Genomic DNA, 12,263 nt, shown 5'->3' with positions numbered 1-12,263 from the left:
GGCAAATTGCACTAGGGTCAATCTAACATATCTTGACACTCCCAGACCCTAAAGGGACGGGGATTCTTCCTTCATAGACTCAGCTTGCCGTCAGCCCACAGTCTCCCCCCAGCAGGGCTAAAATTGAAAGGTTGAGAGTTGTTGTTGCGGCAATGCAAACATCATAAAACAATTGGTCATGAAACTACAGAAAAAACAAGAACGATGGTTGCGGTCAAGCCGCTTTGCGCTCCAACGCTGGGTCGGTCTGGTGTTGGGGGCGATGTTGTTGGTTATTCTCTCGGCTCCGGCTGTGGTGGCCGCTGGGGCAAGGCATTATGATGAGTTGGAGTTTCCCCCTCTGCGGGAGGTTCAACTACCAGACTATGAACGCTATCAGTTAGATAATGGTTTAGTGGTCTACTTGGTGGAAAATCACGAGTTGCCTTTAGTGCAAGGAAATGCGTTTTTCCGCACGGGAGCGCGTTTAGAGCCGGCGGATCAGGTGGGTTTGGCGGATCTTACGGGAACGGCCATCCGCACGGGTGGCACAACCAATCACCCCTCTAATGAACTGAACGAACTGTTGGAACAACGGGCGGCCTCGGTGGAAACCAGTATTGGGGGAAGTTTGGGCAGTGCCAGTTTTAATGCGTTGAGTGAGGATTTAACCACTGTGTTTGATTGGTTTGCCGATGTGGTGCAGCGGCCGGCCTTTGAGGAGGCACGTCTCGCCCTGGCACAGAATCAAATGCGGGGCGGTATTGCACGACGGAATGATGATCCTAATAGTATTGCGTCACGGGAGTTTTATAAGTTGGTTTATGGGGAAAGTAGCCCCTATGCTCGGACGGTGGAATATGCCACCCTGAGTAATATCACGCGGGAGGATGTGATCCGCTTTTATCAGCAGTCTTTCCGACCTGAACGCATGATGCTGGGCATTGTGGGGGATTTTAACCGGGAGGAAATGAAGGCGTTGATTGCGGAGAAGTTTGGCTCTTGGCAAGGAGTCGAGGTGGCAGAATTACCGGAGATTCCCGAAGTTCGCGATCGCAATCCTCAAGGTCTATTCTTTGTGGAACAACCCCAACTCACCCAGAGTTATATCCAGTTAGGGCATTTAGGGGGGCGCGTGGATGATCCAGACTATCCGGCCTTAAGTGTCCTCAATGGGGTGTTAAATGGCTTTGGCGGGCGTTTATTTAATGAAGTGCGATCGCGCCAAGGTTTAGCCTATTCAGTCTATGGTTTCTGGAGTCCCAATTTTGACTATCCGGGGGTTTTCATTGCCGGAGGACAAACTCGCTCAGAAGCAACGGTGCCGTTTATTCAATATGTCCTAGGAGAAGTGAATAATCTACGCAATGCGCCAATTTCATCGGAGGAACTCGATTATGCGAAAAACTCCATCCTCAATTCTTTTGTGTTTAACTTCCAATCTCCCGGACAAACCCTCTCCCGTCTGATGCGCTATGAATACTATGACTATCCGGCGGATTATATTTTCCAATATCAACGGCAAGTTCAAAACACAACCATTGAGGATGTTCAACGGGTGGCTCAAACCTATCTCACTCCGGATCAATTGACGACGTTAGTCGTAGGAAATTCTCGGGATATTACCCCCCCTTTAAGTCGTTTGGATTCTAATATAACAACGGTGGATATTACTATCCCTAATCCTCAAAGTTAGGGGTTGAGGGAACAGGGAACGGGGAACGGGGAACGGGTGTCGGTGTAGGGGCGCAATGCTTGCGCCCTAGGGAGTCGGGAGTCGGGAATAGGGAATAATTATCAATTCTCCCCTGCTCCCCTGCTCCCCTGCTCCCCCTCTCCCCCGTTCCCTAGCCCAGTTATTCAACAAGCCCTAGGTCAATTGTTTTTAGTCATCCTCGAAATCCTCATTGCTAGCATCACTGCCACCACTGACGGTTACGAGGTCAATCTGTTGACGGTAGTAGTCTACACTCTTGACCTGTACTTCCACGCGATCGCCTAAACGGTAAGCGGTGCGATTTTTCCGTCCCACGAGACAACTATGGCGAGAACGGTATTCATACCAGTCATCTTTCAAGGAGCTAACATGAACCAATCCCTCCACCATTAACTCCTCAATTTCCACAAAGAAACCGTAGGATTGAACCCCCGTAATTAACCCTGTAAATACTTCCCCAGTGCGTTCTTTCATCTTCTCGGCTTTTTTCAGGCCAATTAAATCCCGTTCGGCATCTTCGGCCACTTTATCTCGCTCATTGAGATGATTAATCAACATGGCCATATCTTGTTCCCATTGGGTTTGGATTTGGGGGGGTAAAATATTCCAACTAATTTGGTCGTAACAAGTACTACTGCCGAGATTAACCCGAATTTTAGCCCGGGTGGAACGGCGATCGCGTCCTTCCTCAAACAAGAGATGTAAAACGCGCTGTACCTGTAAATCTGCAAAACGTTGTCCCGGACTCAGAACATGACAATAACCATCCCCGTAGGCTAACCCAAAATGAGGCCCCGGCTTGGTACTATGCATCGGAGAACGTAGGGTACTGCGTAAAAATTCCGTGAGAATTTTCGGTGCAGAAGACCCGGCAATTTCCTGAACAAATCCTTGATAGTCCCGGGATTGAAGATCATCCTCTGACTCCACATCTAAATCTAAACCCAGATTGATCCCCAATTTCAGGAAATCTTCGAGTTCCATCATATCCGGTTCAGGTTGGGTGCAATAAATCGCAGGTAATTCTAAATTACGACAATGATCCGCTACCGCTTTCCCAGCTAACAGGGCTACCTCCATTAACATGGCTTGAATCGGTAAATGATCGGCAATGGCCAACGTCCCTAAACGCCCTTCATCTTTAAAGGGGGAGCGGATTTCCATGTGCAGATCAAAGCCGCCCCGTTGTAAGCGTTGGGCTTTGATCACCGGCCCCAAGGTGAAAAAGAGTTTATCTAACATCTCAACAGGCGCTTTCACCTCCTCCCCGACTTGGCTTTCATCCCGTAAATATTCTTGAATTTGTTGATAACTCATCTGATAATCTACTTGCACCACGCTGGGCTGAATATCATGGGCGAGAATAATCCCATGTTTATTCAGGGTCAGGATAATGCTAAACGCCAACCGTTCTTCATTCAGGGCTAAGGAACAGCGTTCAATCACACTGTCCGGTAACATGGGGAGTTTTAACTCGCCTAGATGAACGGCGGTGCCGCGCTTTCTGGCGGCATAGTCTAGGGAAGAGTGGGGTTCAATATAGTGGGCAAAATCAGCAATATGAATAGTTAGTTTCCATTGATTTTCTGGCAGGGGTTCTAAACTAAAAGCATTTTCAATTAGCTGGGGTTTATCCCCTTGGAGATATTTCTCATCCTCTAAACTGACGGTTAGTAAGGAGCGCAAATCTAGACGATTTTTGAAGTCCGCTTTGGGCAGTTTCCCCGAGGCGGGCGCTGTCCCGATGGCTTTGGCGGACTCTAAGACTTTTTCGCTGAAGGTTTGGGGTAAATCATGTTTGCAACAGACAATATCTGTGTCGGCGGCGGCTTCGGCATCACTGCCGAGGATTTTGGTGACTCGTCCGAGGGGTAGGGAGGTGCCGAGGGGATAACGAATGACTTCTACATGAACAAGATGATCAATGGCATCATCAAGTTGGCTGGAATCATTGGTTAGATCCAGTTCAAAAAGTAAACGATCATCGAGGGGAACTGCCCGGAAACCGACGGGGGCTTTTTTGATCCGTGCGAGGAGGGAAGGATTCGCCCGATCTAAAATCACTTTGACTTCCCCTTCTGGTGAACGGCGACGACTGCCCTCTTTAATCACTCTGACTAAAACGCGATCACCATTCCAAGCGGTGCTTAAATGACTTTCCCGTACATAAATATCATCGGCACCTTCTTCATCTTGAATCGCAAAACAGAATCCTTTACTCGAACAGCGCAGTTTTGCCTCAACCACTCCCTCCTCATAAACTCGGCGATATTTCCCCATTTCTTTGCTTAAAACACCAATACGCTCTAAAGCGTCCAGGGCGACTAGGAGTTTTTCTTGACATTCCTCATCCTCACAATTGAGGCGTTTTTCTAGGTATTTACCAGCTACTAATTTATCTTGACTAAATTGGGCTAGTAATGTAGCGATTGAAAATTCCATCTCAAATTATCCTTTATATACTTATTAAGTGGGGTCTATTATGCTTGCCTTGCTGTTCATTTCCCATTCCTTGAATCGTTGTTGCTTGAGTAAGTGAATGCGAGCAGGAGTTAACAGGATTGGAGTTAACGCTTTTGTGATGGACGCGCATCCACTGGGTTGAAGCTGGGTTTTTGATCCTTGGAAAGTGGTGTAGCATTAGCGACGTAACGTTATGCAAACCGTGTTCGGTGAACAGTGGTAAGGGCAAAGATTCAGGGTCACTGGTCACGGGTAGGGACTGATTATCAATAGTTTATCACGCCGAATGTAAATTCTTAACTAGGGCTTGCTGAGAAAGTCTAGTCGTCTGGCGAGGCAATAGACATCTCCCCTAATTAGAGTCTGCTGAATAACTGGGCAGGGGAGAGGGGGAGCAGGGGAGCAGGGGAATAGTGAATAGCTAAAACTCTTTTATTTTAGGGAACGGGGAACGGGGAACAGGGAGGAGGTAATAGGTAATAAGTAATAAGTCTTAATTCCTTGTCTCCCTCTCTCCCCCTCCCCCCGACTCCCTACACCGACTCCCGACTCCCGATTCCCGACTCCCTATTCCCGATATAACCCCATAACCTCAGTAATGTTCAGACGAGATTGGGCATTGAGAGTCAGGGGAGAGATATGACCGCGATCGCAATGTTCCGAGGCGGCACAGGCAATCATGGCTGCATTATCCGTACAAAGGCGTAGGGGCGGGAAATAAACCTTAAGCTGATGGGGGGCCGCCGTCTCTTCCAACATCTTCCGTAAGCCCTGATTCGCGGCCACTCCCCCCCCTACGGCAATAGTATCTAAACCATAGTCTAAAGCACATTGAATCGTTCGTTTCGTGAGCGATCGCACCACCACCCGTTGAAAACTCGCCGCAATATCCGCCACCGGAAGAGGCTCCACCCCCTCCTCCTCCAACTTCTCCACCAACCGCAACACCGCCGTTTTTAAGCCACTAAAACTGCAATCATAGGGGTGATAGCCCCCTTGGGGTAACGAAATCTTGCCTTCGGGCAACGCAAAAGCCTCCGGATTCCCCGTATTCGCCAACCGATCAATCACCGGCCCCCCCGGATAGCCTAACTTTAACAAACGAGCCACCTTATCAAAACATTCCCCCGCCGCATCATCTCGCGTCGTCCCCAGCATCTCATAACGACCGCAGTCTTCAACCCGGAGTAAACTGGTATGACCCCCCGACACCAACAAACACAAAAAAGGCGGCTTTAAGGTCGGTTCCAACAAATAAGTCGCATAAATATGCCCCTCCAGATGATGCACCCCAAAAAAAGGCTTCCGGTGAACCACCGACAGGGTTTTAGCCGCCGTTAACCCCACCAACAACGCCCCCACCAAACCCGGCGCGCAAGTGGCCGCCACCCCATCAATACCCCCCCAATCTAATCGGGCTTCCTGTAGCGCTTGATCCAAACAAAAATTAATACTTTCGAGGTGTTGACGAGAAGCCACTTCTGGCACTACCCCGCCATAGGGTTGATGCAATTTAATTTGAGAGGCCACGACACTACTCAGAATGTTACGATTCTTTACAATCGCAACGGCGGTTTCATCACAACTGGTTTCTATTGCTAAAATCGTCGCCATTATCTCACCCTAAGCTTTCTCCCAGTTTAACAAAAGCCCTGACCTGTACAGACTTTTCTGCTGGGTTCTGAAAGAAGCTTTCACTTTTTGTAAAGTAATCTTTACTGGATTAACAGGTCAGAGTAAGATCGCTTCGATGTACAAATGATAAACCGTCGCTTTTGTACAAAAAACTTATTGTTTCGTAACAAAAGGAAACATTTCAATGCGAAAGTTGTTAGCTTTGATTCTAGTAATGACGCTGTGGTTCAATTTTGCTCCCTCAGCCTCCGCCGATGAGTACGGCCTAGTGCCTTGTAGCGAGTCTTCTGCTTATATCCAGAAGTCTAAAAGCTTCCGGAACACCACTGATGATCCCCTGTCTGGCAAAAAACGCGCTGAACGTTATGCTCAAGCCCTCTGTGGCCCGGAAGGGTATCCTCACTTAATCGTGGATGGTAGCCTCTCCCACGCGGGCGACTTCTTAATCCCCAGTATTCTGTTCCTGTATATTACAGGCTGGATTGGTTGGGTCGGACGTTCTTATCTGATCGCCATTCGTGGGGACAAAGACGCTGAAATGAAAGAAATCATCATTGATGTGCCTCTCGCTTTTAAATTTATGTTAGGGGGCTTTGCTTGGCCTTTAGCGGCTTTAGCTGAGTTTACTTCCGGCAAATTAACCGCCAAGGATACCGAAATCCCCATTTCCCCCCGTTAGGGTTTTTTAACTTGTTTCAAAACGCTGATCACAAACCAGCGTTAAGTTCTTTTTTTAGCTAATCGGCGGGAAGCCCCGCGCTTTGCCACTGGCAAGCGTCGGGATGAGAGCCGAATTATGTATGATAAGATACAAGTGGGGTTGGGCATCGCCTCACTATAAAACGCGAAGGCTGCCAAGCTGGAGAAGCCCGCCCTGTGCGCGTTGGCGCAAGCCTGCCCTAGGCAAAGCGTGAAGGTCGGGAAGTATGTCACTACGCTGTCCTCTCATTCGGAGAAAACATCATGGAAGGTTTGACTAAGTTTTTATCGACGGCCCCCGTGCTGATTATGGCACTATTGACCTTTACCGCCGGAATTTTGATTGAATTTAATCGTTTTTATCCTGACCTCCTGTTCCACCCCTTACAGTAGAACCGGGTCAAAATAAACAACATCGGGCAGACCCGAAGCGGTCACTATCCCGTTTTGATTCAAGGTTGTTCAGCACTCGCAATTCTGTTTAGAGTTGCGGGTTTTTCATGGGAGAAAGGATGGATTTGGCACTATTGGGGGGGGAGTGGCAACTGGGGGCGCTGGCCGCGTTAGGGGCGGCGCTGTGTTGGGCGCTGGCAACGGCGATTTATGGCCAAGTGGGTCAACGCTTTGCCCCCCTGTGGTTGAATCTGTTTAAAGGGGGAATTGCGATCGCCCTTTTAACCCTCACCCTCCTAGTCAGTGGTGATGCCATCCCCCCCCAAGCCTTACGCCCCGTAGCTTTGCTCCTCATTAGTGGGGGGATTGGAATTGGCGTAGGAGATACCGCCTTCCTCTTCGCCCTGAGTAAATTGGGCGCTCGTCGTACCCTGTTGTTAGAAACCCTCGCCCCACCCCTTACCGCTTGTTTGGCTTGGTTATTCCTCGGGGAAACCCTACCCCTCCGCGCTTGGTTGGGGATTGTGCTGGTTTTATTGGGGGTCGGCTGGGTGATTGCCGAACGAACCCCTGACTGGGTGAGAGATTCCGCCCATTTAAAGCAAGGGCTACTCTGGGGAGTTCTATCCACCCTCTGCCAAGCCCTAGGGGCGGTTTTGTCTCGCACCGCTTTAGTCCAATCTGATCTTACCCCCCTCTGGAGTACCCTGTTGAGATTGCTGGGGGGTATGGGGATGATTATCTTGCTCTTAGCCCTGCTGAAAACCGGGCAAACACGCCCAACAGGGCAGATTTTGCGTTCTCCCAAGCTTTGGGGTGCAATCGCCTTAGCCGCCCTCCTCGGCACCTATCTAGGCATCTGGCTACAACAAACCGCCTTTAAACTCGCCCCCGCCGGAATTGCTCAAACCCTCCTCGCCACTAGCCCCCTCTTCGTCCTCCCCTTGGCCGCCCTCCTGAAAGAACAGATTAGCCCCCGTGCGGTTCTAGGGGTGTTCATCGCCCTACTCGGCATTGGGTTGTTATTCAGTGGTGGGACGACTTGAGACGTTATTGAACTCTCTTCTGTCAAATCAGGTTCAAACCCTGATTCTCTCCTTGGCTGTGATAGCGAAGATTCGTTAAACTCTTCGAGAGTGACAGAAGAGGATTAATCGGGTCGCTCTCCCGACTCCCTACGCTCCGAGTTATTCAGCAAGCCCTAGCTCAGGTGATGAGGCGTTGAACAGAAATAGCGACCCACTCCCCCACCTCGCGCCCTCCCAAGTGGGTCATAGCCTTCCTGAGCGATCGCCGAAAGATCCCAATTACTCCCAATTTGCTCAACCCCTAAGCGTTAATTCGAGTCCAGTGCTACCCTGAATAGAGAATACCCTAACCGTCTGGCTAATGCGATCGCCTGCCTAAAACACCTATGGAAGGATCATTTACACTGACCCTAATCATCGTGATTGCCGTTCTCGCAGGCATCAGCGCCCAAGTTTTGGGTGAACTCATTAAGGTGCCAAGTATTGTCTTCCTCCTACTCTTCGGGATTTTATTAGGCGCCGATGGCCTCAATATCATTCACCCCCACGACTTAGGATTAGGTATAGAGGTTTTAGTTTCCCTAGCCGTTGCCATTATCCTGTTTGAGGGCGGTTTAAACCTCGAATTACGGGAATTAGGGCGAGTTTCCGGGAGTTTACGCAATCTTGTCACCCTAGGCACCCTCATCACCCTGTTAGGGGGAGGGATGGCCGCTCACTGGTTGGGTGAGTTCCCTTGGTCTATTGCTTTCCTCTACGCGGCCTTAGTCGTCGTCACCGGGCCAACGGTCATTAGTCCCCTGCTGAAACAAGTAGCCGTAGACCGTCAAGTTGCCACCCTCTTGGAAGGGGAAGGGGTACTCATTGACCCAGTAGGGGCGATTTTAGCGGTGGTTGTTTTCGACACTATTGTAAACAGCGACGCGGTACCCCTAGAGATTTTTAGTAGTTTGTTCCTGCGTTTAGGCATTGGGGCGGCCATTGGTGGCTTAGGGGGGTGGTTATTGGGTCTGTTCCTCAAACGCTTTAATGTCCTCTCAGAAGACTTGAAAAATTTGGTCGTTTTGGCTGGAGTGTGGGCTTTATTTGGTCTGTCCCAGTTTCTGCGCAGTGAGTCCGGGTTAATGGCCACAGTGGTAGCCGGAATCGTCCTCAGAGCCTCCTCCCTGCCCGAAGAACGGATGTTAAGACGCTTTAAGGGGCAATTAACCGTTTTAGGGGTGTCGGTCTTATTTATCCTGTTAGCGGCGGATCTGTCCATTGATAGTGTGTTTGCGCTGGGTTGGGGCAGTGTGTGGACGGTGTTGGCCTTGATGTTGGTTGTGCGTCCCATCAGTGTGATTTGTTGTACTTGGACTAGCACCCTGAACTGGCGACAAAAATTATTTCTCGCGTGGGTTGCCCCCAAAGGGATTGTTTCGGCTTCTGTGGCTTCGTTATTTGCCATTTTGCTGACCCAACAAGGCATTACCGGGGGAGACTCCATCAAGGCACTGGTGTTTTTAACCATCATGATGACGGTGTTTATTCAGGGGTTATCCGCCCGGTGGGTAGCCAAAGGGTTGAAGATTACCACCCAAGAAGCAACGGGGGCGGTAATTATTGGCTGTAATCCCTTGGGGCGACTGGTGGGGCGCTTGTTCCAAGAATCCGGTCAGTCCGTGGTGATGATTGATACAGACCCCGAGGCCTGCGAAATCGCCCAGGAGGAGAATCTCTCGGTGGTGCAGAGTAGCGCTTTGGATGTGGATATGTTGGCGGATATTGGGGTGCATTCCATTGGGACGTTTTTGGCATTAACCAGTAATGGGGAGGTGAATTCAGTCCTAGCACAACGGGCGGTTGAGGAGTTTGAACCCCCTCGCGTGTTGGCGATTTTCCCGCAAAATGACCAAAATAGTAATCATTCGGGCAAGAAGAAGAAAAAAATCAATCAGGCTTTTGTGCCGCAGTTGAAGATTAAGACTTGGAATGAGTACATTCGGGAGGGTCAAGTGAAGTTAGGCAAAACGATCTTAAGGGCTTCGGGTTTGGAGTTTCAACAAGCCCATTTACAGGCTTTAATCCGTTCTGGGGAACTGTTGCCGTTATTGGTTCAACGGGGGGATGGGTTAAATATTGCGATCGCCTCTGAACAATGGCAAGCGGGAGATCAAATTATCTACCTCCTCCATGATCCTAGACCCAAACTGCTCAAACAGTTATCCGGCGAAAGTGCCGCCTCTCCTTTAGCCTTAGAAACCCTCCCCGCTGTGGAAGAAATTCCCCTGACGGTCAGTTTGCCCAATCAATGACGGGTGGGGAACAGGGAACGGGGAATAGGGAATAGGGAATAGGGAATAGGGGAGCAGGGGAGCAGGGGAATAGTGGGTAGTGAATAGCCAAAACTCTTGACTATTGTCTTTTCCCGACTCCCTAGGGCGCAAGCATTGCGCCCCTACACCGACTCCCAACTCCCGACACCCGACACCCGATTCCCGACTCCCGACTCCCGACACCCGACTCCCGACTCCCAACTCCCAACTCCCGACACCCGACACCCGACTCCCGACTCCCGACTCCCGACTCCCGACTTTTTCAGCCAGCCCTACTTACTGATTCCTAAATGAATGACTCCCACAACACTACTCAATAACCGTTATCAAATTATAGAAACCCTCGGGAGTGGTGGGTTTGGGCAAACCTATTTAGCCATTGACACCCACTTACCCTCCCAGCGTCGCTGTGTGATTAAACAATTAAAACCCGCTTTTCCCGTCTCCCAACCCGAAGAACTAAAACACCGCTTTCAACGGGAAGCGGCTACCTTAGAAGCCTTGGGAGGTAAACACGACGCAATCCCTCGACTCTATGCCTATTTTTCCGAAGCGTCCGAGTTTTATCTGGTGCAGGAGTGGATTGAGGGGGTGACACTCAAGCAGTGGGTACAAGACGAAGGGCCTCGCTCTGGGCAAGAGGTGGGGACGGTTCTCCGGCATCTGTTGGAGGTGTTGGTAGTGGTTCACGGGGAGCGGATTATTCACCGAGACATTAAACCCGAAAATATTATTTTACGTCAGCGCGGTTCTGGTTCCGAGACACTAGGCGGTGGCGAAGCCTTCCCCAGGAATCGCACTCCCGTTTTAATCGACTTCGGAGCCGTGAAAGAAGTCATGGGAACCCTCATCAACACCTACGGCAATGTTACCCGTTCCGTTGCCATTGGAACCCCCGGTTTTATGGCCAGTGAACAGGCCGCAGGTCGTCCCCTCTACTCCAGTGATTTATACGCTTTGGGATTAACGGCTATTTTTCTCTGGACGGGGAAACTCCCCCAAACCTTAAGCGTTGATCCTGAAACCGGGGAGTTTCTATGGCGAGACAGTGTTTCCGACCTCGATAAAGGGTTAGCCCAAGTGATTGACCGGGCGATTTGTTATCATCCCCGCGATCGCTATCCTACCGCTTCGGCCATGTTAGCCGCCCTGACCCCGGTTCTAACCCCCCAAGTCTCCTCCACAATGGCCACAGTGGCCGTAGGAGGCGCTGTGGGAGGGGCTGCACCCACACCAGGAGGGACTGCTCCGGCCAAAATCACCCCCCAGCGCGATCGCCTTCCCCTCCCCCTTCTCCTCCTGGCCGCCCTCATTGCCCTTCTCGGGGCAGGGATTGGCTTTGCCCTCTTCCGCGATACCTCCCCTCAATCCACCAATTTAGAAACCCCCAGTCCCAGTCCCACTCCCTCCCCTTCTCCCAGTCCCACTCCCACTCCCTCCCCTTCTCCCAGTCCTTCTCCTTCCCCTTCTCCTTCCCCCTCCCCTTCTCCCAGTCCTTCTCCTAGTCCTAGTCCCTCTCCCTCTCCCAGTCCCACTCCTTCCCCCTCTCCCTCCCCAAATCTCTCCTCACAAGTCCCCATCTTCACCCCCGGCAGCACCCGGGAGGAAATCGAAGCCCAATTAGGCCGCCCCAGTTTTGATCGTCGGGGGTATTGGGAGGGAACTAGGGCGCTTTCCTATATGAACCATGTGCCGAATTTGGTCAATTTGGGCTATATCATCAACACAGAGACAGGCCTCCTCCGTCAAACCGAAGTATCCTTTAATCAAGCGGTGAGTTTAGAAGACATTGAACGGGTGATGGGGCAACTTTTGGGGGGAGAACAAAGTGCTGCCGCAACGCAGGGATTACGAGAAGTGTATAATCGACAGGCAGACCGACGGGCTTTCAGTACCTCCTCCTTTAGTGGCACTATTAGCCGAGATCAGCGCGATCGCATTTATATCGGCATTTGGGATCCCAAGCTGTCGAATTAGGGAACGGGGAACAGGGAACAGGGAATGGGGAATCGGCACTTCGACTTCGCTCAGTGA

At 50.7% G+C, this 12,263-nt stretch carries 9 protein-coding genes; 7 read left to right on the top strand and 2 right to left on the bottom strand.

Annotated features, from left to right (window positions below; translation table 11 throughout):
• Nucleotides 1-178 precede the first annotated feature (178 nt).
• Entirely contained in the window at nucleotides 179-1,675 is a 1,497-nt protein-coding gene (locus SPI9445_RS0113670; protein ID WP_017305321.1) for a M16 family metallopeptidase, read from the top strand.
• Between the two features lie 189 nt (nucleotides 1,676-1,864).
• Here the strand turns inward: SPI9445_RS0113670 and SPI9445_RS0113665 are convergent, their stop codons facing one another.
• Both SPI9445_RS0113665 and tsaD read right to left on the bottom strand, forming a co-directional pair.
• Nucleotides 1,865-4,138, bottom strand: a complete 2,274-nt coding sequence (locus SPI9445_RS0113665; protein WP_017305320.1) for a ribonuclease R family protein — start codon at nucleotides 4,136-4,138, stop codon at nucleotides 1,865-1,867.
• A 588-nt stretch (nucleotides 4,139-4,726) separates the two neighbouring features.
• Complete coding sequence (tsaD, locus tag SPI9445_RS0113660) at nucleotides 4,727-5,773, bottom strand: tRNA (adenosine(37)-N6)-threonylcarbamoyltransferase complex transferase subunit TsaD (RefSeq protein ID WP_017305319.1); 1,047 nt, start codon at nucleotides 5,771-5,773, stop codon at nucleotides 4,727-4,729.
• Nucleotides 5,774-5,978: 205 nt separating this feature from the next.
• Here tsaD and SPI9445_RS0113655 point away from each other — a divergent pair, with 205 nt between their 5' ends.
• The 6 genes from SPI9445_RS0113655 (at nucleotide 5,979) to SPI9445_RS0113635 (ending at nucleotide 12,206) form a co-directional block, all read left to right on the top strand.
• Complete coding sequence (locus tag SPI9445_RS0113655) at nucleotides 5,979-6,473, top strand: photosystem I reaction center subunit III (RefSeq protein ID WP_017305318.1); 495 nt, start codon at nucleotides 5,979-5,981, stop codon at nucleotides 6,471-6,473.
• A 284-nt stretch (nucleotides 6,474-6,757) separates the two neighbouring features.
• The gene (gene psaJ / locus SPI9445_RS0113650) at nucleotides 6,758-6,886 is read left to right on the top strand and encodes a photosystem I reaction center subunit IX (RefSeq protein WP_017305317.1); all 129 of its coding nucleotides are present in this window, start codon (nucleotides 6,758-6,760) and stop codon (nucleotides 6,884-6,886) included.
• Nucleotides 6,887-7,005: 119 nt separating this feature from the next.
• Entirely contained in the window at nucleotides 7,006-7,932 is a 927-nt protein-coding gene (locus tag SPI9445_RS0113645) for a DMT family transporter (RefSeq protein ID WP_017305316.1), read from the top strand.
• A gap of 368 nt (nucleotides 7,933-8,300) precedes the next feature.
• Nucleotides 8,301-10,208: a cation:proton antiporter gene (locus tag SPI9445_RS0113640; RefSeq protein ID WP_017305315.1), complete on the top strand. Its 1,908-nt coding sequence runs from the start codon at nucleotides 8,301-8,303 to the stop codon at nucleotides 10,206-10,208.
• 96 nt (nucleotides 10,209-10,304) lie between these two features.
• A complete protein-coding gene (locus tag SPI9445_RS30595) occupies nucleotides 10,305-10,523 on the top strand; it encodes a hypothetical protein (RefSeq protein ID WP_164674525.1) in 219 nt (72 codons plus the stop codon).
• Nucleotides 10,524-12,206, top strand: a complete 1,683-nt coding sequence (locus SPI9445_RS0113635; protein WP_017305314.1) for a serine/threonine-protein kinase — start codon at nucleotides 10,524-10,526, stop codon at nucleotides 12,204-12,206.
• Nucleotides 12,207-12,263 lie beyond the last annotated feature (57 nt).

The organism is Spirulina subsalsa PCC 9445, assembly GCF_000314005.1.
GTDB lineage: Bacteria > Cyanobacteriota > Cyanobacteriia > Cyanobacteriales > Spirulinaceae > Spirulina_A > Spirulina_A subsalsa.
This window is presented reverse-complemented; position numbering and strand designations above follow the sequence as displayed.

What these genes read in the sequence shown, in the direction of transcription:
- SPI9445_RS0113635 (WP_017305314.1), top strand. Translation starts at nt 10,524, where the DNA reads ATGACTCCCACAACACTACTCAATAACCGTTATCAAATTATAGAAACC.
- SPI9445_RS0113670 (WP_017305321.1), top strand. Translation starts at nt 179, where the DNA reads ATGAAACTACAGAAAAAACAAGAACGATGGTTGCGGTCAAGCCGCTTT.
- SPI9445_RS0113645 (WP_017305316.1), top strand. Translation starts at nt 7,006, where the DNA reads ATGGATTTGGCACTATTGGGGGGGGAGTGGCAACTGGGGGCGCTGGCC.
- tsaD (WP_017305319.1), bottom strand. Translation starts at nt 5,773, where the DNA reads ATGGCGACGATTTTAGCAATAGAAACCAGTTGTGATGAAACCGCCGTT.
- SPI9445_RS0113640 (WP_017305315.1), top strand. Translation starts at nt 8,301, where the DNA reads ATGGAAGGATCATTTACACTGACCCTAATCATCGTGATTGCCGTTCTC.
- SPI9445_RS0113665 (WP_017305320.1), bottom strand. Translation starts at nt 4,138, where the DNA reads ATGGAATTTTCAATCGCTACATTACTAGCCCAATTTAGTCAAGATAAA.
- psaJ (WP_017305317.1), top strand. Translation starts at nt 6,758, where the DNA reads ATGGAAGGTTTGACTAAGTTTTTATCGACGGCCCCCGTGCTGATTATG.
- SPI9445_RS0113655 (WP_017305318.1), top strand. Translation starts at nt 5,979, where the DNA reads ATGCGAAAGTTGTTAGCTTTGATTCTAGTAATGACGCTGTGGTTCAAT.